At 71.0% G+C, this 23,391-nt stretch carries 21 protein-coding genes, 2 tRNA genes and 2 pseudogenes; 14 read left to right on the top strand and 11 right to left on the bottom strand.

Annotated elements, in window-relative coordinates; all coding sequences use genetic code 11:
* The first annotated feature begins 36 nt into the window (after nt 1–36).
* The 3 genes from ACFV9O_RS00275 (at nt 37) to ACFV9O_RS00265 (ending at nt 2,968) form a co-directional block, all read left to right on the top strand.
* Nucleotides 37–127, top strand: a tRNA-Ser gene (locus tag ACFV9O_RS00275).
* Nucleotides 128–379: 252 nt separating this feature from the next.
* Nucleotides 380–452, top strand: a tRNA-Arg gene (locus tag ACFV9O_RS00270).
* A 1,574-nt stretch (nt 453–2,026) separates the two neighbouring features.
* Complete coding sequence (locus ACFV9O_RS00265; protein WP_385410561.1) at nt 2,027–2,968, top strand: DPP IV N-terminal domain-containing protein; 942 nt, start codon at nt 2,027–2,029, stop codon at nt 2,966–2,968.
* 361 nt (nt 2,969–3,329) lie between these two features.
* Here ACFV9O_RS00265 and ACFV9O_RS00260 read toward each other — a convergent pair whose 3' ends face one another.
* From ACFV9O_RS00260 to ACFV9O_RS00245, 4 genes are all read right to left on the bottom strand, one after another.
* A complete protein-coding gene (locus ACFV9O_RS00260) occupies nt 3,330–4,703 on the bottom strand; it encodes a permease prefix domain 1-containing protein (RefSeq protein WP_385410559.1) in 1,374 nt (457 codons plus the stop codon).
* Nucleotides 4,700–5,083, bottom strand: coding sequence for a PadR family transcriptional regulator (locus tag ACFV9O_RS00255; protein ID WP_385410557.1), 384 nt, complete (start codon nt 5,081–5,083; stop codon nt 4,700–4,702). The genes ACFV9O_RS00260 and ACFV9O_RS00255 overlap by 4 nt, the downstream gene beginning before the upstream one ends.
* 163 nt (nt 5,084–5,246) lie before the next feature.
* Complete coding sequence (locus tag ACFV9O_RS00250; protein WP_385410556.1) at nt 5,247–5,543, bottom strand: hypothetical protein; 297 nt, start codon at nt 5,541–5,543, stop codon at nt 5,247–5,249.
* On the bottom strand, nt 5,540–5,767 hold the full coding sequence (locus ACFV9O_RS00245) for a hypothetical protein (RefSeq protein ID WP_385410554.1): 228 nt from the start codon (nt 5,765–5,767) through the stop codon (nt 5,540–5,542). Before ACFV9O_RS00245 ends, ACFV9O_RS00250 begins: the two co-directional genes overlap by 4 nt.
* A gap of 159 nt (nt 5,768–5,926) precedes the next feature.
* Here ACFV9O_RS00245 and ACFV9O_RS00240 point away from each other — a divergent pair, with 159 nt between their 5' ends.
* The 10 genes and pseudogenes from ACFV9O_RS00240 to ACFV9O_RS00195 all read left to right on the top strand — a co-directional run bounded on the left by ACFV9O_RS00240 (nt 5,927) and on the right by ACFV9O_RS00195 (nt 15,764).
* The gene (locus ACFV9O_RS00240) at nt 5,927–6,187 is read left to right on the top strand and encodes a GntR family transcriptional regulator (RefSeq protein WP_385410552.1); all 261 of its coding nucleotides are present in this window, start codon (nt 5,927–5,929) and stop codon (nt 6,185–6,187) included.
* A gap of 12 nt (nt 6,188–6,199) precedes the next feature.
* Nucleotides 6,200–7,069: a DUF2797 domain-containing protein gene (locus ACFV9O_RS00235; RefSeq protein WP_385410551.1), complete on the top strand. Its 870-nt coding sequence runs from the start codon at nt 6,200–6,202 to the stop codon at nt 7,067–7,069.
* An 87-nt stretch (nt 7,070–7,156) separates the two neighbouring features.
* Complete coding sequence (locus ACFV9O_RS00230) at nt 7,157–7,492, top strand: antibiotic biosynthesis monooxygenase family protein (RefSeq protein ID WP_385410549.1); 336 nt, start codon at nt 7,157–7,159, stop codon at nt 7,490–7,492.
* A complete protein-coding gene (locus ACFV9O_RS00225; RefSeq protein ID WP_385410547.1) occupies nt 7,449–8,357 on the top strand; it encodes an amidohydrolase family protein in 909 nt (302 codons plus the stop codon). Before ACFV9O_RS00230 ends, ACFV9O_RS00225 begins: the two co-directional genes overlap by 44 nt.
* A gap of 93 nt (nt 8,358–8,450) precedes the next feature.
* The gene (locus ACFV9O_RS00220; RefSeq protein WP_385410546.1) at nt 8,451–9,194 is read left to right on the top strand and encodes a response regulator transcription factor; all 744 of its coding nucleotides are present in this window, start codon (nt 8,451–8,453) and stop codon (nt 9,192–9,194) included.
* A gap of 3 nt (nt 9,195–9,197) precedes the next feature.
* Entirely contained in the window at nt 9,198–10,721 is a 1,524-nt protein-coding gene (locus ACFV9O_RS00215; protein ID WP_385410544.1) for a sensor histidine kinase, read from the top strand.
* A gap of 25 nt (nt 10,722–10,746) precedes the next feature.
* A complete protein-coding gene (locus ACFV9O_RS00210; RefSeq protein ID WP_385410542.1) occupies nt 10,747–12,198 on the top strand; it encodes a glycosyltransferase in 1,452 nt (483 codons plus the stop codon).
* The gene (locus ACFV9O_RS00205; protein WP_385410541.1) at nt 12,195–14,585 is read left to right on the top strand and encodes an ArnT family glycosyltransferase; all 2,391 of its coding nucleotides are present in this window, start codon (nt 12,195–12,197) and stop codon (nt 14,583–14,585) included. Before ACFV9O_RS00210 ends, ACFV9O_RS00205 begins: the two co-directional genes overlap by 4 nt.
* 70 nt (nt 14,586–14,655) lie before the next feature.
* A pseudogene (locus ACFV9O_RS00200) lies at nt 14,656–14,950 on the top strand (MFS transporter); the annotation flags it as partial.
* 46 nt (nt 14,951–14,996) lie between these two features.
* Nucleotides 14,997–15,764: a TetR/AcrR family transcriptional regulator gene (locus tag ACFV9O_RS00195; protein WP_385410538.1), complete on the top strand. Its 768-nt coding sequence runs from the start codon at nt 14,997–14,999 to the stop codon at nt 15,762–15,764.
* A 46-nt stretch (nt 15,765–15,810) separates the two neighbouring features.
* Here the strand turns inward: ACFV9O_RS00195 and ACFV9O_RS00190 are convergent, their stop codons facing one another.
* The 4 genes and pseudogenes from ACFV9O_RS00190 to ACFV9O_RS00175 form a co-directional block, all read right to left on the bottom strand.
* A complete protein-coding gene (locus ACFV9O_RS00190) occupies nt 15,811–16,281 on the bottom strand; it encodes a PPOX class F420-dependent oxidoreductase (protein WP_385410537.1) in 471 nt (156 codons plus the stop codon).
* A gap of 9 nt (nt 16,282–16,290) precedes the next feature.
* Nucleotides 16,291–17,103, bottom strand: a complete 813-nt coding sequence (locus ACFV9O_RS00185) for a YceI family protein (protein WP_385410535.1) — start codon at nt 17,101–17,103, stop codon at nt 16,291–16,293.
* A gap of 16 nt (nt 17,104–17,119) precedes the next feature.
* Nucleotides 17,120–19,537 (bottom strand): annotated as a pseudogene (locus ACFV9O_RS00180) (MFS transporter); the annotation flags it as partial.
* A gap of 15 nt (nt 19,538–19,552) precedes the next feature.
* On the bottom strand, nt 19,553–20,002 hold the full coding sequence (locus ACFV9O_RS00175) for a MarR family winged helix-turn-helix transcriptional regulator (RefSeq protein WP_385410533.1): 450 nt from the start codon (nt 20,000–20,002) through the stop codon (nt 19,553–19,555).
* Between the two features lie 202 nt (nt 20,003–20,204).
* Here ACFV9O_RS00175 and ACFV9O_RS00170 point away from each other — a divergent pair, with 202 nt between their 5' ends.
* Nucleotides 20,205–20,423, top strand: a complete 219-nt coding sequence (locus ACFV9O_RS00170; RefSeq protein ID WP_385410531.1) for a hypothetical protein — start codon at nt 20,205–20,207, stop codon at nt 20,421–20,423.
* Between the two features lie 58 nt (nt 20,424–20,481).
* Here the strand turns inward: ACFV9O_RS00170 and ACFV9O_RS00165 are convergent, their stop codons facing one another.
* The 3 genes from ACFV9O_RS00165 to ACFV9O_RS00155 form a co-directional block, all read right to left on the bottom strand.
* A complete protein-coding gene (locus tag ACFV9O_RS00165) occupies nt 20,482–21,246 on the bottom strand; it encodes a hypothetical protein (RefSeq protein ID WP_385410529.1) in 765 nt (254 codons plus the stop codon).
* 152 nt (nt 21,247–21,398) lie between these two features.
* Nucleotides 21,399–22,295, bottom strand: a complete 897-nt coding sequence (locus ACFV9O_RS00160; RefSeq protein WP_385410527.1) for an RNA polymerase sigma factor SigF — start codon at nt 22,293–22,295, stop codon at nt 21,399–21,401.
* A gap of 234 nt (nt 22,296–22,529) precedes the next feature.
* Nucleotides 22,530–23,363 carry an RNA polymerase sigma factor SigF gene (locus ACFV9O_RS00155; RefSeq protein WP_385410526.1) on the bottom strand — a complete coding sequence of 278 codons (834 nt, stop codon included), beginning with the start codon at nt 23,361–23,363 and terminating at the stop codon, nt 22,530–22,532.
* Between the last annotated feature and the right edge of the window lie 28 nt (nt 23,364–23,391).

Genomic DNA, 23,391 nt, shown 5'->3' with positions numbered 1-23,391 from the left:
ATCTGCACGCACCACCCGCGCCCGCGCGGGTGTGCTGGAGGCGTCGCCTAGTCCGGTCTATGGCGCCGCACTGCTAATGCGGTTTGGGTCTTAAAGCCCATCGAGGGTTCAAATCCCTCCGCCTCCGCCCCAACACCGAAGCCCCGGCCCGACGGCCGGGGCTTCGGTCGTTCCCGGAGGTTGTCCGCAGGGGCCCGGCGGTCGCCCGCAGAGAGTGTTCCCGAAGCCGGCCCACTCGCCCTGACTGCGCCCGCCCGTACCGCCGTACGGGCATTTGTGCAGGTCAGAGAGGGTCTGGCTAATGGATTTCACCTGACGGCGCAGGTCATGTAATGTTGTTCCCGCAACGCCGACCGGGCAGAAAAGCCCGAAACGCCAAGCACTCGTAGCTTAACGGATAGAGCATCTGACTACGGATCAGAAGGTTGCAGGTTCGAATCCTGCCGAGTGCACACAGATCAAAGCCCCCTCGGGATCATCCCGCAGGGGGCTTTGTCGTGCCGTACAGCAACGAAGTAATGCAACGGGGTACACCGGCAACCCGGTCCCGCCCCGTGGATAGGGTGTCCGCTCATGCCGCGCCGGCTGTGGAGACAAGGCGGCGCGCCCGGTGGGGAGGGGCTCGTATGAGGTTCAGAGCCGGAACGGTGTCGGCGGGGCTGACCGCCGTTGTGCTGGCCGCATTGGCGGGGTGCGGTACACAGGCAACTGCAGGCTCGGAGGACGCGGTAGGACGGGCATCGGCGAGGCCTTCTCCCCTCACCTCATCGGCGACGGCGAACGCGCGCCTCTCTGCTGCGGAACTACAGGGCCGATGGTGGACATGGGCAGCGTCGGAGCCCGAGGAGACCAACCCTGTCGCCGACCAGGACGGAAGTGCGTGCGAGCGTAACCAACCGCAAGACGTGTGGTTCCTGGCCGGCACCTTCGGTAGTCAGGTCGAGCGCGCGTGCGAGGTCCCCGGCGGTCGGCCGATCGCCTTCCCTCTCGTGAATCTCTTCGGAGACCGTTCGGACTGTGCGGCCTTCATGAGCAGCGCGCAGGGGACCGTGGTCCTGGACGGCAAGGCAGTCGAGCCGGAGACCTACCAAGGCGACTCGATCACGGTGCAAAGCGCTCAGGGCAACGCAGTCACCGGGGAGGAAGAGCGCTTCACAGCTACAGGGTGCGGCTTGTGGGTCCAGTTGCCCTCCCTGGCTCCCGGGAAGCACTCACTGAAGATCCGCGGACAGTCAGGTGACTTCTCGACCGGTGTGGACTACGCGTTGACTGTCGCGGCCTCATCGGAGTAGGCCAGCCGCACGGCGAAGACCCCGGGGACACTCCTCGGGGTCTTCTGCACTTCGATGCGGTGGCCGTGGGTGGCTCAGCCGGTGCCGCCCATGCCCGCCCGCGAATCGCCCGGTCCAGCTCATGCGTGTCCCCCTCTGAGCACCTGCCCAGGCAAGTCGACAACCTTCGCGCCAAGTAGACGTCGGCAACCCGGAGCAGGTTCCCTCGCCGCGCCACCGGCCCGGTCTGCCGCACGTTGCTGGGGTGCGCCGATCGGCACGTCTGGTGGACTTGGTCGGATCGGCCCGGCGATGCATTGGAGCCTTGCCCGTATCCGCAGATGCTCCGCCGGTGACACCCATTGGTGAGTGCCTAACTGCGTGACGACGCCGACAGACAGCGGCGAACAAGCGCGCACGTCTGCGGACCATCGCAGCAGGTGAGCGGCGGACCGGCCCAAGGTCGAGGGCCCACCCGAGTTGCTTCGGGACGAAGAGGTCCGTGCACCACTTCCGTGCCAGAACGAGCGGGGAACAGCCTGGAATTGCGGTACCGCCGGCGGCACGCTCCGAAGCCACGAACCGGCCGCTCGCCCGGCTCAGCCGCAGCACCGGCCCTTGATCACCGCAGTTTCCCAAGCTGACACGGTGGTCCAGGAGCCGACGTGCCTGACGCCCCCCCCCGTGATGTTTCTTGATCCGGTTGCGCTCTTGTACCGGGGGCCGGAAACGCCGGTTGCCCTAGGAGGGCTCAAGTGCTCATCAAACGCGCCGTGCTGGCCGTAGGGATCGTCGTCACTGCTGGTCTGGCGACAGCAGGGACCGCCGCGGCGGAGCAGGGGACGGCGGCCGGCCGGATCACCGCCACTGGCTATTCCTCCGGCTCCCCCGCTCTGGTCTCGCTCGACCCAGTGAGCGGCGACGTCATCCGGACCTTCGCGCAGAACGCCCAGGACGGCGTCCTCTCTCCGAAGGGCTCCACCGTGGCGTACATCCAGCGCGACGACACCTGCATTCCCCAGACCGAAGGCTGTATGTACGCCCGGAACCTGGTGATCGCCGACGGCGACGGCAGTGACCAGCACGTTCTGGTCCGGGGTATCGCGCCCGAAACCAATGAGGCCCCGTACGTCGGGCACCCCGACTGGTCCCCAGACGGCAAGCGGATCGTCTACGACAGCCCGCGCGGTATGGAGTGGATCAAGAGCGACGGCACCGGACAGGAGGTGCTCACGACAAACGGCGGCGCAGGCACCTTCTCGCCCGACGGCCAGAGCATCGCCTTCGTGAGGGCCACCACGTACGAGACGGCCGACGGCTGGGAGTACGGCAAAGACGTCTGGGTCATGGACATCACCACCCGGCAGGTGCACCAGATCAGCACCGCTCGCCACGCGCTGTCCACGCCCGTCGACTGGTCCCCCGACGGGCAGCGCATCGTCTATCTCACCGAGAACGGCCTGAGCGCCGTCCACGTGGCGACCGGAGCCGTCACCGAGCTGCAGAGCAACTGGACGACCCCCCTCAGCAGCATCCAGGGCCCCGTCTTCTCGCCCGACGGCACCCGGATCGCCTTCTCCGCCATGGACGACTTCGACTACACCCACAGCACCTACGTCGTCGACGCCGCCGACGGAAAGAATCTCCAGGTCCTCACGGGCCAGGCTGTGACCCCCACCGACTGGCTGAACAGGTAGCCGGAACACCCGCCGCGGGCCCGGGTGGTGCCCGCGGCCGGCCGTCCCGTGGTCGGCGGCCCAAGGCCGATCACGTCCGGTGGCGTCCTCCTAGGCCCATAGCGCGACCGGTATGACCGCCGGCGATCGATCCACGCAGAGCTACGGATCAGAAGCAGCCGTGGCCTGGCCTCCCCGTGCCCGTTCGGTCGGGAAACAGTGGGGAACAGTGGTCGCTGACGGGCAACGCTCATGGGAACGGCCCCTGACCGAGTTGCCTGGTCAGGGGCCGTTCATCTGCGGTGGGTGTGATCGGAGGGTCGGTGCGGCCGCCCACCCGGACGCCCGGCCGGCGCTCCGGCGGCCCCGAGAGACCGGTCGGTCAGAGGTAGCTGAACAACGGGGGAAAAGCCAGGACCACGATCCACGCCCACACGGCGTAGACCGGGAGATAGCCGGTCTGCCAGCGCTCGAGCGTCGCGAACGGTGTGCGCCGGCGGACGAAACCCAGCAGCAGCCACGCCGACCAGGCGAGGTTGACCAGCAGGATGATGTTCTCGCCGAGCGCCGCCGCCTTGTTCGGCGTGGTGCCGTACTCGGTGATGCGCCCGGTGATTTCCAGCAGGACCAGCACGTCGACGATGAGCGCGCTGACCACGAGGGCGAGCTGCAGTTTGTCGAACAGACCGGGCGGGGCCAGCGGATCGCGGGCCGAGAGCGAGTAGAGCAGCAGCCCCAGCACCACGACCAGCAGCACGTCGAAGAGGATCAGCGCTTCCCGCTCGACGTCGATGCCGGCGCTGGTCCAGCCGAAGGCGACGAGGAAGGCCAGCAGCACCGCGGTGAACAGTGGGGTGAACAGCCGCGCGAGCACCGGGGCCATGTTCTCGACGACACTCTGCTTGGCCTCGACGAGCCACCCGGCCACCACCACCGCGGCCATGCCACCGCAGGGTAGGAGCCAGCGCACGATGAACTCCTCCGGAACGATCCCGATGGCCTCGAAGATCCCGAAGACGAACGAGATCAGCACACCGCCACCGGAGGCGATGAGGGAGAGGTAGACGAACCATTCGCCGGTGAAGCGGATGAAGTCCATGCGCCGGCGTGACGACCGCACGTCGTCGGCCACATAGGCCAGACCGACCGCGAACCACAGGGCGATGGGGAGATGGATGCCGGTGAGGACCAGCGACTGGGATTCATCCGTGAGCGGATAGACGTTGGCCGCCACGGCGCCGAGCGCGAACAGCGCCAGCATCACCCCGATCAGCGCCTGTCCGGCCTGACGGCGCCAGGCCAGGAAGGCCGCCAGCCAGGGCAGTGCGAACAGGCTGAGGTTGCGCGCATAGAGCGCGGCATCTTCTTCGAGGTCCATTCCGAACAGCGCCGGAACCTTGATGGATGCCGCCGCGCCCGCCGCACAGATGACCACCGCGAGCAGGTCACGCCGCGACCGGGTGTCCGCCGCCGGACTGTCGATCTCGCTGGTCAGTACCAGCTGCTTCCACAGCCGTTCCGAGTGCTCCCGGGCGAACTCGCGGGACAAGTCGTCCAGGCCGCCCATGCGTTTGACCGCGACCAGGAACGCCTCGTCGGCGCGCAGTCCGACGCCGATGAGCTCATCGACGGAACCCCGGAGATGGTCTTCGAGCTCTTCGGCGTCGGACTGCCGTAGCTCCGGGCGGCGCTGCACATAGTGACGCCACTGAGCGAACTGGGCCTCCAACTCGTCCTGACCGTCTGCTGCTGTCATGCCCGGCCCTCCAGCGGGATCGCTCTCAGCGCTGTCAATGTCTTCAGATCGCCGGGGCCGAGCCAGACCTTCTTGAGCGCGTCCACGACCGTGTCCCACTGGCGGCGTTGCTCGGCAAGCTCGGCCAGGCCGCTGTCGGTGATGCGGTAGTACTTGCGCCGCCGCTCCCCGGTGACCGACTGCCAGCTCGACTCCACATGTCCGAGGCGCTCCAGCCGGTGCAGCAACGGGTAGAGCAGCCCCTCGGTCCAGTCCAGCTCTCCGCCGGACAGTTCGTTGATCCTTCGGAGGATGGCGTAGCCGTAGCTCTCCCCGTCGGCCAGGATGCCCAGCACCATCGGTGTCGCCGAAGCGGCAACGAGATCCTTGGTGACCTTCACGAGACCTCCCTGCGTCCCATACCTAGGACTGCAATGCATAGTAGCTTTAGGTAATGCGGGCCACAAGGAATCCGGCGCCTCCAGGACGGTCCCGGCCTGCGGTCCCGTCTTGAGGACGGAGAGGCGCCCGCCGCGCCGGGGCGGGCCCTCGTCCGCATCCTCGTCAGCGCAGCCGTCGGCCGCGGCTCTCCGCCACCCGGAGTACGGCGTCCAGCGCATCGGCCAACCGCTCGGCCAGGTAGCGCAGTTCGCCCGTGGGTGTCTCGGGGAGCAGACGGCGGGCGTGGGTCAGAAGGTCCGCGCCCATGCCGAGGTGGATGGATTCCGTGGCGTCGGCGAGGCGGGACACGGGGCCGCCGTGGTCGTCCGTGATCAGGAAGCAGGGCTTGCCCTCGGGGCCGGACCAGGGCAGCAGGCGTGCCTCGTGCGTCGACGCGTGTTCCGGACGCGGCTGCGTCATGCCGCCTCCACGCCGTGCGCCCAGCATGAACCCGCCCCGAGATACGGGCGGACCAGCACGCCCGCCTCCGCGTCCAGCAGTGCCGCGGGGACGATCCCGTACGGGCTGCAGTGCGCGGGGAGGGTGGGCGGGGTGGCCTGCCCTCGGGTGGCGGGGTGCGGTGCGTCGTACGGCTTAAGTGGGAGGCCCAGTAAGACGAAGAGGCGACGGATAAGGTCGGTCATGTCGTCAGCTCCTTGTAGATGGATTGGCTGATGGCCGTGCCCCGGGACGGCTGCACTCCGTCGCCGGGGTTCACTGCGCCTCACGATACCCATGGCAATACAGGCATGCTAGGCATTCTATGAATCGCGTGGAGTTCTAAGCATGCGCATGCTGGAGCGGTGATCGAATTTGTTCCCGACATTCCGCGCTGGCGCCAGGTGGCCGAAGTCGTCCGCGGCCGCATCGCGGACGGCAGTTACCCGCCGCGTACGCGTGTCCCCTCTGTCGTGCAGCTCACCGAGGAGTTCGGAATCGCCAACGCGACAGCGCACAAGGTGCTCCGAGCGCTCCGGGAGGAGGGCCTGACCTATACGGAGCCAGGCCTCGGCTCCTTCGTCGCTGAGCAGCCCGGGAAGCCCGCCGGCGACGCGGACGCGTAAGGCAACCCGCCCATGCCTTGGCAGTGCAAGGGCCTGACCTGGGCGACCACACCGCCTGGGCTGCGGTGGGCGTCCGGGTCCTCCTCGCGGGTCAGTCCGCTTGTGTACGGTCAGGAGATCGCCTTCCGTGCCGTCGGGCAGCGACGGTGTGCCGGGGCGCGGGGCAACGTGTGCCCGGTCGGTGCCGTCCTACCCGGGCGGAGCACCGGCGGGCTTTGTCCCGAGTGCGCGCGGCTGGACCGGGCGCACTCGGTGGCCGCCGACACCGTCGCCGACGACCCGCGGCCGTACCGGGTGTATCTGGCCTGGTTCGGGCCCGGGATGGTGAAGGTGGGGATCACCGCCGAGGAGCGGGGCCCGGCGCGGCTGCTGGAGCAGGGTGCCGTGGTGTTCACCTGGCTGGGACGCGGGCCGCTGATGTCGGCGCGGCGCACGGAGGAGCTGCTGCGGGCCGCGCTCGGGGTGCCGGACCGGATTGCGTACGCGCAGAAGCGGGCGGTGCGTGCCGTGCTGCCGGCCGGGGCGGCCGAGCGGGCCGGGGAGATCACCGAGCTGTACGCGCGGGCCGTCGCGCTGGAGGGCTGGCCCGAGGCGCTGGAGCGGGTCGGGTTCGAGGCGGTCGACCACGCCGGTGTGTTCGGGCTCGAAGGGCTCCCGGCGGTCTCGGGCGTGGTGCGGGAGCTGGTCGACGGCGGCACCGTCGCGGGCCGGCTGATCGCCGCCGCCGGGCCCGATCTGCATCTGCACGCCCATGACGGGCGGGTGATCGTCGTGGACACGCGCCTGCTGTCCGGCTGGGAGCTCGTCGGAGCCGATCCGCAGGCCGCCGTGACCGTACCTGTCGAGGACCTTCCGCGTGGCGTGCAGGACGGGCTCTTCTGACCGCTCCGCCCGCCGATGGTCAAGACTTGGACCCCTTTCGACCGGGAGCCTGGACACCGCATCACCGCACGTCGGAGGGTGTTCATCATGAGCGATCACCTCGTGGCGGGGCTGGAACCGCCCTATTTCACCGTCGTGTTCACCTCCTTGATGCGGGAGGATCCGAGCGGCTACGGCGAGACCGCCGCCCGTATGCAGGAGCTGGTCGAGCAGGTGCCCGGCTTTCTCGGGTACGAGTCGGCGCGTACGCCCGGCGGGATCGGCATCACCGTCGGCTATTTCCGCGACGAGGAGGCCATCGCCGCCTGGCGGCGCAACCTGGAGCACCAGGACGCACAGCGGCGCGGACGCGCCGACTGGTACGAGCGGTACAGCGTCCATGTCGGCCGGGTCGAGCGGAGCTACGGCTTTGACCGAGGCTGACGACGTCAGGGCGTTCTGGGAGCGGCTCGGGCTGCCCGGACTCGTCGACGTCCACACGCACTTCATGCCCGAGAGGGTGCTCGACAAGGTCTGGGCGTACTTCGACGCCGTGGGGCCGCTGACCGGTATGGAGTGGCCCATCACGTACCGGGAGGAGGAGGCGCGGCGGGTCGCCCTGCTCCGGGAGTTCGGGGTGCGAGCCTTCACGTCGATGCTCTATCCGCACAAAGCGGGCATGGCCGAGTGGCTCAACGCCTGGTCCGCCGACTTCGCCTCCCGCACCCCCGACTGTCTGCACACGGCGACGCTCTACCCGGAGGAGGGGGTCGAGCGGTACGTACGCCGGGCCGTCGAGGCCGGCGCGCGCGTCTTCAAGTCGCACCTCCAGGTGGGGGCGTACGACGCGAACGACGCGCTGCTCGACCCGGTGTGGGGGCTGCTGGCCGAGGCGGGGATCCCGGTGGTGATGCACTGCGGGTCGGGCCCGGCGCCCGGGAAGTACACCGGGCCCGAGCCGATCGGCCGGCTCCTCGTGCGGCATCCGAGGCTGCCGCTGATCGTGGCGCACATGGGGATGCCCGAGTGCACGGACTTCCTGAAGCTCGCCGAGCGGTACGGCGAGGTGCGGCTGGACACCACCATGGCGTTCACGGACTTCAGCGAGCGGTTCAGCCCGTTTCCGGCGAGCGAGCGGGGACGCCTTGCGGAGCTCGGGGACCGGGTGCTGCTCGGGACGGACTTCCCCAACATCCCGTATCCGTACCTGCATCAGCTGGAGGCGCTGGAGCGGTTGGAGCTGGGGGACGACTGGCTGCGAGCGGTCTGCTACGAGAACGGAGCCCGGCTCTTCTCCGTGAGGCCCTGAGGCGTCTTCCCCATGGGGCCCTGAGGCGGTTCTCAGGAAATTCACAGGTGGGGGAAAGGTCGCTCTCACCGCGCCGTCCCAGGGTGGGACACCATGACGACGACCACCTCTCCGCAAGGCCGTACCGAACTGCGCAGGCCGGACGGCGGCCCCGTCCGCGTGCTCGTCGTGGACGACGAGGCGTCCCTCGCCGAGCTGCTCTCCATGGCGCTGCGCTACGAGGGGTGGGAGGTGCGCAGCGCCGGCGACGGCGCGGGCGCCGTGCGCTCGGCGCGCGCCTTCAGGCCCGACGCCGTCATCCTGGACATGATGCTGCCCGATATGGACGGGCTGGCGGTCCTCAGCAGGCTGCGGCGCGAACTCCCCGACGTGCCCGTGCTGTTCCTCACCGCGAAGGACGCCGTCGAGGACCGGATCGCGGGGCTGACGGCCGGCGGCGACGACTACGTCACCAAGCCGTTCAGCCTGGAGGAGGTCGTGGCGCGGCTGCGCGGGCTGATCAGGCGCTCGGGGGCGGCCGCCGCCGTACGCAGCGAGTCCGTGCTCGCCGTCGGGGACCTGACGCTCGACGAGGACAGCCACGAGGTGACCAGGGGCGGCGAGTCGATCCATCTCACCGCGACCGAGTTCGAGCTGCTGCGCTATCTGATGCGCAATCCGCGGCGCGTGCTCAGCAAGGCGCAGATCCTCGACCGCGTGTGGTCGTACGACTTCGGCGGCCAGGCCAACGTCGTCGAGCTCTACATCTCCTATCTGCGCCGGAAGATCGACGCCGGCCGCTCTCCGATGATCCACACCAGGCGCGGTGCGGGGTATCTGATCAAGCCGGGTGACTAGCGCATGGGCAGAAGGTGGTCGCTGCGGACCCGGCTGGTGGTGTCCGCGGTCGCACTGATCGCGGTCGTCGCGGCGGTCATCGGTACGGTGACGACGCTCGCCCTGCGCAGCTATCTGTACGGGCAGAAGGACGAGCAGCTGACCGCCCTGGCCCGGCGGGCGGCAGGGCCCCCGCCGGACGCCGCCCTCGCCGCAGGCCCGCCGCCGCCCGAGGAGCAGTTGCGGTTCGTCACCGGGGGCGGGGCGCCCCTCGGCACGGTCGGCGTGGAGGTCGCGGCCGACGGCACGCTCGGCGACGGTGCCGTCTCCACGCAGCAGGACACGGACGGTCTGGGCCCCGAGGTCACGGACCACGCGCTGTCGCGGGCGGAGAAGGAGGCGCTGGCGGGCGTCCCGCGCGACGAGGACCCGCACACGGTGGAGCTGCCGGGACTCGGCGCCTACCGCGTCGCGTACGCGGACGGCGGGAAGGGCACCTTCCTGGTCGGCGTACCGCTCGCCGAGGTGCACAGCACCATCGGCACCCTCGTCGTCGTCGAGGTCTGTGTGACCGGCGCCGGTCTCGTCGCCGCCGGACTGGCGGGCGGGACGCTCGTCGGGGTCGCGCTGCGGCCGCTGCGCCGGGTCGCCGCGACCGCGACCCGGGTCTCCGAACTCCCGCTGCACAGCGGCGAGGTGGCGCTGCACGAGCGGGTCCCGGACGCGGAGGCGGATCCGCGCACCGAGGTCGGGCAGGTCGGTGCGGCGCTCAACCGGATGCTCGACCACGTCCACTCCGCGCTGCACGCGCGACAGGAGAGCGAGACGCGGGTACGGCAGTTCGTCGCCGACGCCAGCCATGAACTGCGGACGCCGCTCGCCTCGATCCGCGGGTACGCCGAGCTGACGCGCCGCGGGCGCGGCCGCGAGGAGACCGGACCCGACACCCGCCACGCCCTCGGGCGCATCGAGGCGGAGGCGACCAGGATGACCGGCCTCGTGGAGGACCTGCTGCTGCTGGCGCGGCTCGATGCGGGACGCCCGCTCTCGTACGGGAGCACCGATCTCTCGATGCTGGTGGTGGACGCGGTGAGCGACGCCCGCGCGGCCGGGCAGGACCATGTCTGGCGCCTGGAGCTGCCGGACGAGCCGGTGACGGTACGGGGGGACGGGGCCCGCCTCCACCAGGTGCTGGTCAATCTGCTGGCCAACGCGCGCACGCACACCCCGCCCGGGACGACGGTGACCGCACGGGTCCGCCCGCTGGGCCGGGGGTCCTCGGTCGCCGTCGAGGTCCAGGACGACGGGCCCGGCATCCCGCCCGGGCTGCTGCCGCACGTCTTCGAACGCTTCGCCCGCGGTGACGCGTCGCGCTCGCGCGCGGCCGGCTCCACGGGCCTCGGCCTGGCGATCGTGCATGCCGTCGTCGCCGCGCACGGTGGGTCGGTGGGCGTGGAGAGCGTGCCGGGGCGCACGGTCTTCTCCGTACGCCTGCCTCTCGAGGCACGCGACTCACAGAGGGCGCACAGGCTCACCACAAGGCCGTGACAGCGGCCCTGGCGAGAGTCGGGGCATGCGAACCGACACCGACACCGACACCGCACCCGGCACCTTGCCGGCACGGGAGCATCTGCCCGTCGGAGCGGCGGGCACGCCCGTACTCGACGTGGTGATTCCCGTCTACAACGAGGAGAAGGACCTGGAGCCGTGCGTACGGCGGCTCCACGGCCATCTGGCGCGGACCTTCCCGTACGGCTTCCGGATCACCGTCGCCGACAACGCGAGCACCGACCGGACGCCGCAGGTGGCGGCTGCGCTGGCGGCGGTGTTCCCGGAGGTGCGGGCGTACCGGCTGGAGCAGAAGGGCCGCGGGCGAGCCCTGCGGACCGTCTGGGGCGCGTCCGACGCACCCGTGCTCGCGTACATGGACGTGGATCTGTCCACCGACCTCAACGCCCTGCTGCCGCTGGTCGCACCGCTGATCTCCGGGCACTCGGACCTGGCGATCGGCTCGCGGCTGGCCAGGTCGTCGCGCGTGGTGCGCGGCCCGAAGCGGGAGTTCGTCTCGCGGGCCTACAACCTGATCCTGCGCGGCTCGCTGGCGGCGCGCTTCTCGGACGCGCAGTGCGGGTTCAAGGCGATACGGCGTGATGTGGCCGAGCGGCTGCTGCCGATGGTCGAGGACACCGGCTGGTTCTTCGACACCGAGCTGCTCGTGCTCGCGGAGCGGGCGGGGCTGCGGATCCACGAGGTGCCGGTGGACTGGGTCGACGACCCCGATTCCACGGTGCACATCGTGAGCACGGCGGTCGACGATCTCAAGGGCGTGTGGCGGGTCGGGCGGGCGCTGGCGGTGGGGGCGCTGCCGCTGGACCGGCTCGCGCGGCCGTTCGGCGACGACCCGAGGGACCGGCAGCTCAGCGGCGTACCGGGCGGGCTGGCACGGCAGTTGGTCGGCTTCTGCGTGGTCGGGGCGCTGTCCACGCTCTTCTATCTGCTGCTGTACTCCGTCTTCCGGGCCGGGGTGGGGCCGCAGGCGGCGAACGCCGCGGCGCTGCTCGTGTCCGCCGTCTCCAACACGGCGGCGAACCGGCGGCTCACCTTCGGGGTACGGGGCCCGGAGCGTGCCGTACGCCACCAGGCCCAGGGGCTCGTCGTGTTCGCCATCGGCCTCGCGCTGACCAGCGGCTCGCTGGCCGCCCTGGACACGGTCGGCGGCAGCCCTTCGCACGGGACGGAGCTGGCGGTCCTGATCGTCGCCAACCTCTCGGCGACGGTCCTGCGCTTCCTCCTCTTCCGCGCCTGGGTCTTCCCGGACCGGCGCGGTGACGCCCTCACGGCGGGCGGACCCGCCGTCCCCTGCGCGGACGGACATGGCTCGTCCGGCCGCTCAGGCGTCTCCGGCCCTTGGAGCGGCGACGCGACCGTGCAACTGCGCGGTGCGCCTTCCGGCGACGACACGAACCCGACGAACACGACGGCCGCAGCGAACATGACGGCCACGACGACGAGGACGCGACGATGACCACGACGCCTCACGACAACCACGACGGGCTGCCCGTCGCCGCGACGGCTCCGCCGCCATGGCCGACGGCCGGCTCCACGGCCGGGTGGCCCGCGGGCAGCGCCGCACCGAGTGCGCACGGGACGGCCCCGGGCCCGGCGCCTGCGGCGGCCGTGGGCGGCACCACGGCGCGACTCGCGCAGGATGTGCCCAGGGGCCCGGCACCCGCCGCGCCGGCCGCGGGCGAGGCCGTGGATCCGGTGCCCGGCGCGATCCCGCCGTCGTCCGCCGCCGCGCACGCCGCTCCGCCCCGCGGGCGGATCGGCCGGCTGTGGCGGGGAAGGGCCGAGGACCCCGCATGGGTGCGACCCGCCCTGCTCGCGCTGCTGCTGCTCACCGGGGTGCTGTACCTGTACAACCTCAGCGCGTCCGGGTACGCCAACTCCTTCTACTCGGCGGCCGTTCAGGCGGGCAGCGAGAGCTGGAAGGCGTTCTTCTTCGGGTCGTCCGACGCGGGGAACTCCATCACGGTCGACAAGCCGCCCGCCGCTCTCTGGCCGATGGCCTTGTCCGTGCGGCTGTTCGGGCTCGGGTCCTGGCAGATCCTCGTGCCCGAGGTGCTGATGGGCGTGGCGACGGTCGGCGTCGTGTACGCGGCCGTGCGCGGGCGGTTCAGTGCGGCCGCCGGGCTGATCGCCGGGGTGGTGCTGGCGCTCACGCCGGTCGCCGCGCTGATGTTCCGGTTCAACAACCCGGACGCGCTGCTCGCGCTGCTGATGACCGTGACGGTCTACTGCGTGCTCCGCGCGCTCGAAGGCGCCCGGACGAAGTGGCTGGTGTGGGCGGGCGTCGCCGTCGGGTTCGCGTTTCTGACGAAGACCCTGCAGGCGTTCCTGATCCTGCCGCCGCTGGCGCTGGTGTACGCGGTGTGCGCGCCGACGACCGTACGCCGACGGCTCGGCCAACTCGCCCTCGCGGGGGTTGCGCTGATCGTGTCGGCGGGCTGGTGGGTGGCCGTTGTCGAACTGTGGCCGGCGTCCTCGCGCCCGTACATCGGCGGCTCGCAGACCAACAGCTTCCTGGAGCTCACCTTCGGCTACAACGGCCTCGGCCGGATCAACGGCAACGAGACGGGGAGCGTCGGAGGCGGCGGCGACGGCGGCGGCCGGCAGGGCGGCGGCTGGGGCGAGACCGGCATCGGACGGATGTTCAACGACAGCATCGGCGGCCAGATCTCCTGGCTGCTGCCCGCCGCGCTGATCCTGCTGGTCGCGGGCATCGTCGTCACCTGGCGCGGCAAGAGGGCGGACACGGCCCGGGCGGCGTTCCTGGTGTGGGGCGGCTCGCTGCTGAGCACCCTCGCGGTGTTCAGCTTCATGGCGGGGATCTTCCACGAGTACTACACGGTCGCGCTCGCCCCGTACATCGCCGCCCTCGTCGGCATGGGGGCGACGGTGCTGTGGGAGGAGCGGGCGCAGCTCGCCGCCCGCGCGGCGCTGGCGGCGACCGTGGCGGTGTCGGCGGTCTGGGCGTACGTCCTGCTCGGCCGTACCGAGGACTTCGTGTCCTGGCTGGGCACGGCGGTGGCGGCCGGCGGCCTCGTGGCGGCGGCCGGACTGCTGTTCGCGGGGCGGCTCGGGCGGCGGTTCGCCCTCGGGGCGGCGGGTCTCGGGCTGGCGGCGGCGCTTGCCGGGCCGGTCGCGTACACCCTCTCCACGGTGGACACCGGGCATCAGGGCTCGATCGTGACGGCGGGCCCGGCGAGCATGCGGGGTGGCCCCGGCGGCGGCGGTCCCGGCGGAGGCGCTCCGGGTGGGCGTGGGGGTGACGGCGCGCGGATGATGCCGCCGGGGATGGCCGGTGGGCAGGGCGGTCAGGGCGCGGGCGGCCAGGGCACGCCCCCGACGGGCGGCCAGGGCCAACTGCCGGGCGCGGGCCAGGGGCAGACGGGTCAGGGACAGACGGGCCAGGGGCAGCTCCCGGCTCAAGGCCAGATGCCCGGCCAGGCCCAGGGTGAAGGCGCAGGCGGACCGGGCGCAGGCGGCGGCATGGGCGGCCTCCTCAACGGCGCGAACGTCAGCTCCGCCGTCGCTGCCAAGCTGGAGCAGAACGCCGCGGACTACACCTGGGTCGCCGCCGCCATCGGCTCCCAGAACGCCGCCAGTTACCAGCTCGCCACCGAGAAGCCGGTCATGGCGATCGGCGGCTTCAACGGCAGCGACCCGTCCCCGACCCTGGCCCGGTTCAAGCAGTACGTGGCCGCCGGGAGGATCCACTACTTCGTCGCGAGCGGCGGCCAGGGCGGCGGCCCCGGCGGAAACAGCGAGATCTCCACCTGGGTCGAGGAGAACTTCACGCAGGTCACGGTGGGCGGCACCACCCTCTACGACCTGACCGCCCGGAAATAGCGTTATACAGCGTATGAGAAACCCTTGTACGGTGTACGAGGCCGAGCCCCGTACACCGTACAAAGAGTCGGCGGGCGTCAACGGCACGCCGGCCGAGTTCGGCAACGGCCTCGGCGTCGCCGTCCTCGGAGCCGTACTGAACTCCCGCTTCGCCTCCCTCGTCGCCGTCTCGGCGGCCTCGCTCCCGGCGGCGCTCGCTGCGGCCGAGAACCCGCAGGAGCGGGCGCGCATCGCCGACTGCCTTCGCCTCCAGCCCGCAGACGAGCCGGCTCGTCGGCGCGGTGACGGTGCCGGCGGGCGGGGTGCCGGCCGCGGTGCTGCTGCGCCGGGCCGGGCGGGCAGACTCCGACGGAGCGGCGGAATAGCATCTGAACTGGGCGGACCGCCCGGCGGGAGCGAGGAGGGTACGCCATGGTGTCGGCAGCCGACCGCACGAAGCGCCGGGCGGTGACGAGCGTATGGCTGGAGGGCAAGGCCCCCCGGGACCGTAAGGCCGACCAGCCTTCAGGACTCGACCGGGACAAGATCACCGCGATGACGGTACGGCTGCTCGACGCGGAGGGGCTGGCGAAGTTCTCGATGCGCCGGCTCGCCGCGGAGATGGGCGTCACGGCGATGTCGGTCTACTGGTACGTCGACACCAAGGACGACCTGCTGGAACTGGCCCTCGACTCCGTCCACAGCGAGATGCGGCTGCCCGACCCGGCGCAGGAGGGCGCGGACTGGCGCGACCAGCTCCGCGAAGTCGCCGTCGCGTACCGGAAGTTGCTGGTCACGCACCCCTGGGTGTCCTCGCTCATCGGTACGTACCTGAACATCGGCCCGCATTCGCTGGCCTTCTCGCGCACCGTGCAGGGGCTCATCGGCAACACGGGACTGCCGCTGAACTGGCAGGCGGCCGGCATGGCCGCGGTCTTCCAGTTCGTCTACGGCCTCGGCACGGTCGAGGGCCACTTCAAGAAGCGCTGCGCCGACGCGGGGATGACGCTGGACGAGTTCTACGCGGAGGCCATGGGCGCGACCCGGAGCATGCCGGAACTCGCGGAGATGCTCCAGGACGCGGAGAAGGTCATGGAGGCGCGGGGCGGGGACACGGTCGAGGAGATGCTCGACCGTGACTTCGAGTACGCGCTGGAGCTGGTGATCGCCGGCATCGAAACGATGGTGGCCCGGGCGTAGGGGCGACGCGCCTGCGGCGGGGAGAGGTCAGGCATCCGGGGCCCGGTCACGCCTCCGGGGCCGGCCTCGCTGGAAAGCCGCCCGTCGCCACCGGGCCCCACCGCACCGGGGTGATGCGGATGATCGACTTGCCCTGCTTGACCATCGCCTCGCGGTACTCCGCCCAGTCCGGATGCTCTCCCGCGATGTTGCGGTAGTACTCCACGAGCGGCTCCACCGACTCGGGCGCGTCGATGACCTCCGCCGTGCCGTCGATCTGCACCCACGGCCCGTTCCAGTCGTCGCTCAGCACGATGACGCTGACCCGCTCGTCGCGCTTCGCGTTGCGCGTCTTCGCCCGCTCGGGGTAGGTCGAGACGACGATCCGGCCCGAGTCGTCGACGCCGCAGGTGAGCGGGGAGCCCTGCGGGGAGCCGTCGGCGCGGCGGGTGAGGAGGACGGCGCGGTGGCGGGGGCGGACGAAGTCCAGCAACTGCTCCAGGTCCACCGGGGTGTTGCTCGCGATGTTGGGTGCCATGTCCGCACCCTAGGGCAGGGTCTCGCCCTGGACGGCCTGGATGGCGAGCTCCACCTTGAGTGTCGTGCCGATGGCCGCGATCCCCGCCTCCACCACCTGGTTGTACGTCATCGCGAAGTCCTCTCGGTGCAGTTCCGCGGTGGCCTGGAAGGCCGCCCGTACCCCGCCCCACGGGTCGGGGCCCGTGCCGAGGTACGAGAGGGACAGATCCATCTCGCGCTCGACGCCGTGCAGGGAGAGCCGGCCGTGTACCGTCCAGCGGTCCGGGCCGGCCGCCGTCAGGGCGTGGCTGCGGTACGTGATCCGCGGGAAGCGCTCGGCGTCCAGGAAGTCCGGAGACGTGAGGTGCTTGTCCCGCAGGCCGTTGCCCGTGTCGATCGAGCCGGCGTCGATCACGGCCTCGACGCGCGACCGGGACACGTCCTCCGCGATCTCGATCCGGCCGGCGAAGTCCGTGAACCGGCCGTGCACGCTGGAAATGCCCAGATGCCGGGCGACCGCGCCGACGGACGAGTGCGCCGGGTCCAGCGACCAGACGCCGGGCGGCGGGAGTTCGGCACCGCCCGCGCGGGCGAGCACGACGGTGCCGATGTCGGCCCGGCCGCTCGCGGTGACGAGTGCGGTGGAGGCGTACGGGGCGTAGCCGACGGCCGTCACGATCGCCGTGTACGGGCCGGGCGGCAGCGCCGCGTCCGTGCGTACGGCCCCGTCCGGGTCCGCGTCCGCCCGCAGCACCTGAGCGCCCACGGTGTCGGTCAGGGTCACGACCGCGTGCTGGACCGCCCAGCCGTCCCGGGTCCTTACCTGTGCGCGAAGCCCCATGTCTCTCCTTGCGTGTGTCGCCGGGGTGGGCGAGTTCGATGTCGTGGCCGTCGATTCCGTGCCCGGCCACGGTGAGCGCTTCCGCCACCGGCGGGTAGCCGGTCGCGATGACCGTGTACGCGCCCGTGTCCAGGTCGGCGAAGGCGTACGCCCCGTCCTCGCCGGTCGTGGCGGTGGCGACGACGTTCCCGGCGGCGTCGACGAGCGTCACCCGCGCGTCGGCCAGCGGCCTGCGTGCGGAGCCGGCCCGTACCGTGCCCTGGACCACCGCGCCGGCCCGCAGGGCCGCCTCGATCCGGGTCACGCCCTGGCCGCCGATCTCCACGGAGAGGGCCAGCGGCCGGAAGCCCGCCGCGTTCACGGCGACGGTCACCGCGCCCGGGACCAGCTCGGCGAAGGCGAAGCCGCCGTCCGCCGTGGACTTGCCGGTGGCCAGGACGTCGCCGCGGACATCGGTGACGATGACCATGGCGCCCTCCACCGGGGCACGGTCGTCGGCGGCGATCACGACACCCGCCAGCCCGCTCGTACCGGCGAGCGCGATGTCGTACGCCAGGGGCCCGTCCCCGACGACCACGGTGCACGCCTGCGGCTGGAAGCCGTCGGCGGAGGCGATCAGGACGTACGAACCGGCGCCCGGCGCGTCCAGCGCGTACGAGCCGTCCTCCTGGGCCACGGACCGGCCCAACTGGCGGCCACCCAGCGAGATCAGGGTGACCGCGGCCCGCCCGACGGGGGCGCCTTCCGCGCCGCGTACGACGCCGCGCACCGGGGTGCCGACAAGAACGGCGGTCTCGGCGGTCGCGGCGACCGTGGCGGTCTCGACGGCCGAGGGCTCGCCGGACGTCGCCTCGGGCACGGCCGTGGAACTGCTCTTGAGCGCGACCTCCTTGATGAACAGCGTCACCAGGAAGGCGAGCAGTGCGAACGGCGCCGCCCACAGGAAGACGTCCGCCACACCGTGGCCGTACGCGCTCTCGATGACCGTGCGGACCGGCGCCGGCAGCGTGTCCAGGTCGGGGATGCCTCCGCCGCCCGTGCCGCCGTGGCCCAGCGCCGCACCCCGCGGACCGAGTTCGGCGAAACCGTCCTCGACGTAACGGGTGACGCGGTTGGCGAGGACGGCACCGAGCGCCGAGACGCCGATCGCACCGCCCAGGGACCGGAAGAAGGTCACGACCGACGAGGCCGCGCCGAGGTCCTGCGGGGCGACCTGATTCTGGGTGGCCAGTACCAGGTTCTGCATCATCATGCCGAGGCCGAGACCCATGACGGCCATGAAGACCGCGATGCGCCAGTACTCGGTGTCGTACCGGATCATGCCCAGCAGCCCGAGGCCACCCGTCACCAGCACACCGCCGCTGACCAGCCACGCCTTCCACCTGCCGGTCTTGGTGATGACCAGGCCGCTGACCGTCGAGGAGACGAAGAGGCCCGCGATCATCGGGATGGTCATGACGCCCGACATCGTCGGCGACTCGCCGCGCGCCAGCTGGAAGTACTGGCTGAAGAAGACCGTGCCGGCGAACATCGCGACACCGACGAAGAGCGAGGCCAGTGAGGCGAGCGTGATGGTGCGGTTGCGGAAGAGCCGCAGCGGGATGATCGGCTCGCTCGCCCGGGACTCGACGATCAGGAAGATCACGCCGAGGGCGACCGCGCCGCCGGTCATGGCGTACGTCTGCCACGACACCCAGTCGTACTTGTCGCCCGCGAAGGTCACCCACAGCAGCAGCAACGAGACGGCGGCGCTGATGAAGAACGCGCCGGCCCAGTCGACCTTCACCTGCCGCTTCACGACCGGGAGCTTCAGGGTCTTCTGGAGCACGAGGAGCGCGATGAGCGCGAACGGTACGCCGACGTAGAAGCACCAGCGCCAGCCCAGCCATTCGGTGTCGGTGATGACGCCGCCGAGCAGTGGGCCGCCGACCGTCGCGACGGCGAAGGTCGCCCCGAGGTAGCCGCTGTACCGGCCGCGCTCCCGCGGCGAGATCATCGCGGCCATGATGACCTGCGCGAGGGCGGTGAGACCGCCGACGCCGATGCCCTGGACGACGCGGCAGGCGATGAGCATGCCGGTGCTCTGGGAGAGGCCGGCGACGACCGAGCCCGCCACATAGATGACCAGGGCTATCTGGACGAGCAGCTTCTTGGAGAAGAGGTCGGCGAGCTTGCCCCAGAGCGGGGTGGTCGCGGTCATCGACAGCAGGGCCGCCGTGACCACCCAGGTGTAGGCGGACTGGCCGCCGCCGAGGTCGGTGATGATCTCCGGCAGGGCGTTGGAAACGATCGTCGACGACAGAAGGGCGACGAACATGCCGAGCAGCAGCCCGGACAGCGCCTCCATGATCTGTCGGTGGGTCATCGGGGCGCCACCGTCGTCACGGGTCTTGGCGTGGCCGCCCCGCACACCGGTCGGTGTGGTCGTAGCCATGGACTTCCTTGTCTGTTACGTGGAGGTGTGGGCGGCCCGGCAGTCTCCGACGGAGGTGCGGAGGCGGGCCAGCAACGCGTTCAGCTGTCCGACGTCCTCGTCGGACCAGTCGCTGAGGTGATGGGCAAACATGTCCGTGACGCGCCGCCCGAGCTCGTCGACCATCTCCTCGCCTGCGGGGGTGAGCCGCAGGATGCGGGAGCGCCGGTCGTCCGGATCGGGCGCGCGCTCGATCCAGCCGCGGTCCGCGACATGGGCCACGTGCCGGCTGGTGACGGACATGTCGACGGCGAGCAGCTCGGCCAGCCGGCTCATCCGCATCTCTCCGTACCGGCCGAGGAGCGACAGCACAGCGGCGGATCCGCCAGGGCATTCGGTGGGCAGCAGACGTGTGGTGACCCGTTTGACGGCGCCCATCGCGCTGATCTGCCGGGCCAGCTCCTGGTACTGACTCCGGTCGGCCATGGGCACCCCCCAAATCTTGTTGCTTAGGGCAACCATAGAAAGGTTGGTTGCTGAAGGCAAACGAAAACGGGCCTTGGGGGAGTAAAGGAACGCAAAAGGATTTGCATGTGCGAGGTCATGCTGCGGACAAGTTGGGGGTAAGTCGCGATGGCGACGGGCCGGGGGTTGGGCGGGTCACCCGGGTTCGCTAGGGTCCTGCCCCATGGCACACAACCCCCAAGCCTCCCAGGGTCCCGAGGGCAACTACGACCCCGCGGGCAACACCCAGATGTTCCGCGCCTTCGTCGACGAGGGCGCGCCGCAGCACGGCGGCCGCGCGGCGTCGACCCCGCCGTCGGCCGGTCCGCGGGTCGGGCTGATCGTCGGCGTCGTCGCCGTGATCGCGATCCTCGGCGCGGTCGCCTGGCTCGCGCTCGGCTAGTACCGCTCCTTCAGTACCGCCCCTTCAGTACTGGGCAAGACACCCCTGGTACCGCACCTCAGTACTCGGCGCGCGCGTCCTGCGTCTCGATGTGCATGCCGAGCGGCACGCGCCAGGAGTCGACGCACACGGTGTACGTCCGCGTCTTCGTCGCGCCCGCGGAGATCGGCGCGGGCAGCGGCTGGGCCGACTCGACGGTCGCCCAGTCGATGCCCAGCGCGCCGATGATGTGCGTCTCGAACGTGACGCTGCCCGACGGCACCGGTGAGCCCCCGGTGTTCCGGAACTCCAGCGTCACCTTCTCGCACCACCGTGTGTCCGTGGTGTCCCGCACGAGGTCCACGATGCTCAGCACGGCGGGCCCGGGCGGCGTCGCGGGCGGTGTGGTGCCGGGTGACGGGGTACCGGGCGAGTCCGTTCCGGGGGCGGTCGGTGCCGGTGTGCCGCCCGGGCCCGTGGACGGGCGGGAGGGCGGCTCGGTGTGCCCCGGTGCCGCGGAAGAGCCCGCGCCTGGGGCCGTGCCCGCGCCGGTGCCCGTGCCCGTGCCGGCACCCGCCCCCGTTCCCGTGTCTCCGCTCGTGCCACCGCCCGACGGGCCGCCGGCAGAGGGCGCCCCCGCGGGCGGCGTCGTACCGTCCAGGGGGAACAGTTCGACCTTGCCCGACGGCGCCACCGCATCCGCCGGCCCCTCCTCGGGCCCGGCGCCCGCGGCTCCGACGGCCACATAGCCGTCGCCGTCCCCGCCACCTCCGCAAGCGGCGAGCACCCCACCGAGGCAGAGTGCGACCCCCGCAAGCCCGTATCCGACCTGTCGCCGTCGCATTGCGCCAGTTTGTCTGACGCGTCGTCAATGAGGAACCCGTCGGCGGGGATGCGTCACTCCGCGAGCGCCGGAGGGGCCGGGTTCCAGCTCCTCCCGCGCTCGGGGACGGACATACGGGACCGGTCCGGGATCACTCCGGGACCGGTCCGGGATCAGTCGGCGATGAGGCCCTCGCGGAGCTGGGCCAGCGTGCGCGTCAGCAGACGTGAGACGTGCATCTGGGAGATGCCGACCTCCTCGCCGATCTGCGACTGCGTCATGTTCGCGAAGAAGCGCAGCATGATGATCTGGCGCTCGCGCGGCGGGAGTTTGGCCAGCAGCGGCTTGAGCGACTCGCGGTACTCGACGCCCTCCAGCGCGCTGTCCTCGTAGCCCAGGCGGTCCGCCAGGGAGCCCTCGCCGCCGTCGTCCTCGGGGGACGGGGAGTCGAGGGACGAGGCCGTGTACGCGTTGCCGACGGCGAGACCGTCGACCACGTCCTCCTCGGACACGCCGAGGACCGCGGCGAGTTCGGGGACGGTCGGGGACCGGTCGAGCTTCTGGGCCAGCTCGTCGCTCGCCTTCGTCAGGGCGAGCCGCAGCTCCTGGAGCCGGCGCGGCACCCGCACCGACCAGCTCGTGTCGCGGAAGAAACGCTTGATCTCGCCCACGACGGTGGGCATCGCGAACGTGGGGAATTCCACGCCCCGTTCGCAGTCGAACCGGTCGATCGCCTTGATCAGGCCGATCGTGCCGACCTGGACGATGTCCTCCATCGGCTCGTTGCGGCTGCGGAAGCGGGCCGCCGCGTACCGCACGAGCGGCAGATTGAGCTCGATGAGGGTGTCGCGTACGTACGTACGCTCCGGGCTGTCCTGGTCCAGAGCGGCCAGCCGCAGGAAGAGGGAGCGGGAGAGTGTGCGGGTGTCGATGGCTTCCGGGGCCGCCGACGCTTCCGGGGCTTCCGGAGCAGCCGGGGCCGGAAGCGGCACCGGCGCCGGAAGCACGTCGGGCGAGGGAGCGCTCAACTCACGCGTGAGCACCTTAGAGCTGCCCTGTTCTGCGGACATGCCACCCCCTGGAGGTCGCGGACGGTCGCGTGGGCCGCGACCATCGGAGGAACGCAGCCTCCACCTGAATACCGGAGGCGGGGCCGCGGCAAACGCGGTTCCCGCAGAATGTCACATGTCGGCAACACGCTGTAGTGACATGTCGACAACGGAGCGTCAGATCAGCGCAGGAAAAAGGGGGTCTGCGGCTTTTGCGCTCCGCGAATTGAGCCGAAAGGGGTCTACCCGTTTCGGTTACGCCTCGATCCTGTTTGCGGATCTCAATCGTGCGAAGCTCCGGGCGAGGAGCCTTGACACATGCATCTGGGACACTCCCAGCTCCGCGCTGATCTGCGACTGCGTCAGATTGCTGTAGTACCGGAGCAGCAGGATCCGTTGCTCCCGTTCGGGCAGTTGTACGAGCAGATGGCGGACGAGATCGCGGTGCTCGACACCGGCCAGCGCCGGGTCCTCGTAACCGAGCCGGTCCAGCAGTCCGGGCAGCCCGTCTCCCTCCTGTGCGGCCTCCAGTGAGGTCGCGTGGTACGAGCGCCCGGCCTCGATGCAGGCGAGGACCTCGTCCTCGGAGATCTTCAGCCGCTCGGCGATCTCCGCGGTCGTCGGGGAGCGGCCGTGCGCCGTGGTCAGGTCCTCGGTCGCGCCGTTGACCTGCACCCACAGCTCGTGCAGCCGGCGCGGCACGTGCACGGTCCGTACGTTGTCGCGGAAGTACCGCTTGATCTCGCCGACGACGGTCGGCATCGCGAAGGTGGGGAACTGGACCCCGCGGTCCGGGTCGAACCGGTCGATCGCGTTGATCAGGCCGATCGTGCCGACCTGGACCACGTCCTCCATCGGCTCGTTGCGGCTGCGGAAGCGGGCGGCGGCGTACCGCACGAGCGGCAGATTGGCCTCGATCAGCGCCGCGCGCACGCGCGTGTGCTCGGGGCTGCCCTGCTCCAGGTCCTTGAGCTGGGCGAACAGCACCTGGGTGAGCGCCCTGGTGTCCGCGCCCCGGCTCTGGGGCCGGGCGGTCGGGACCTCGCTCTCGTTCTGGGGCGGCACTTGAGGCGCTGTACTGGCCGGCACGGTCACGCCACCCCTTCACGGTTCGAAC

Origin of the sequence: Streptomyces sp. NPDC059909 (assembly GCF_042730885.1) — a bacterium.
Taxonomy (GTDB): Bacteria; Actinomycetota; Actinomycetes; order Streptomycetales; family Streptomycetaceae; genus Streptomyces.
The sequence above is the reverse complement of the archived record's forward strand: the minus strand, read 5'-3'. Positions and strand labels throughout refer to the sequence as shown.

What these genes read in the sequence shown, in the direction of transcription:
- ACFV9O_RS00260 (WP_385410559.1), bottom strand. Translation starts at nt 4,703, where the DNA reads ATGACAGCAGCAGACGGTCAGGACGAGTTGGAGGCCCAGTTCGCTCAG.
- ACFV9O_RS00250 (WP_385410556.1), bottom strand. Translation starts at nt 5,543, where the DNA reads ATGACGCAGCCGCGTCCGGAACACGCGTCGACGCACGAGGCACGCCTG.
- ACFV9O_RS00245 (WP_385410554.1), bottom strand. Translation starts at nt 5,767, where the DNA reads ATGACCGACCTTATCCGTCGCCTCTTCGTCTTACTGGGCCTCCCACTT.
- ACFV9O_RS00235 (WP_385410551.1), top strand. Translation starts at nt 6,200, where the DNA reads ATGCCTTGGCAGTGCAAGGGCCTGACCTGGGCGACCACACCGCCTGGG.
- ACFV9O_RS00230 (WP_385410549.1), top strand. Translation starts at nt 7,157, where the DNA reads ATGAGCGATCACCTCGTGGCGGGGCTGGAACCGCCCTATTTCACCGTC.
- ACFV9O_RS00225 (WP_385410547.1), top strand. Translation starts at nt 7,449, where the DNA reads ATGTCGGCCGGGTCGAGCGGAGCTACGGCTTTGACCGAGGCTGACGAC.
- ACFV9O_RS00220 (WP_385410546.1), top strand. Translation starts at nt 8,451, where the DNA reads ATGACGACGACCACCTCTCCGCAAGGCCGTACCGAACTGCGCAGGCCG.
- ACFV9O_RS00215 (WP_385410544.1), top strand. Translation starts at nt 9,198, where the DNA reads ATGGGCAGAAGGTGGTCGCTGCGGACCCGGCTGGTGGTGTCCGCGGTC.
- ACFV9O_RS00210 (WP_385410542.1), top strand. Translation starts at nt 10,747, where the DNA reads ATGCGAACCGACACCGACACCGACACCGCACCCGGCACCTTGCCGGCA.
- ACFV9O_RS00205 (WP_385410541.1), top strand. Translation starts at nt 12,195, where the DNA reads ATGACCACGACGCCTCACGACAACCACGACGGGCTGCCCGTCGCCGCG.
- ACFV9O_RS00195 (WP_385410538.1), top strand. Translation starts at nt 14,997, where the DNA reads ATGGTGTCGGCAGCCGACCGCACGAAGCGCCGGGCGGTGACGAGCGTA.
- ACFV9O_RS00190 (WP_385410537.1), bottom strand. Translation starts at nt 16,281, where the DNA reads ATGGCACCCAACATCGCGAGCAACACCCCGGTGGACCTGGAGCAGTTG.
- ACFV9O_RS00185 (WP_385410535.1), bottom strand. Translation starts at nt 17,103, where the DNA reads ATGGGGCTTCGCGCACAGGTAAGGACCCGGGACGGCTGGGCGGTCCAG.
- ACFV9O_RS00175 (WP_385410533.1), bottom strand. Translation starts at nt 20,002, where the DNA reads ATGGCCGACCGGAGTCAGTACCAGGAGCTGGCCCGGCAGATCAGCGCG.
- ACFV9O_RS00170 (WP_385410531.1), top strand. Translation starts at nt 20,205, where the DNA reads ATGGCACACAACCCCCAAGCCTCCCAGGGTCCCGAGGGCAACTACGAC.
- ACFV9O_RS00165 (WP_385410529.1), bottom strand. Translation starts at nt 21,246, where the DNA reads ATGCGACGGCGACAGGTCGGATACGGGCTTGCGGGGGTCGCACTCTGC.
- ACFV9O_RS00160 (WP_385410527.1), bottom strand. Translation starts at nt 22,295, where the DNA reads ATGTCCGCAGAACAGGGCAGCTCTAAGGTGCTCACGCGTGAGTTGAGC.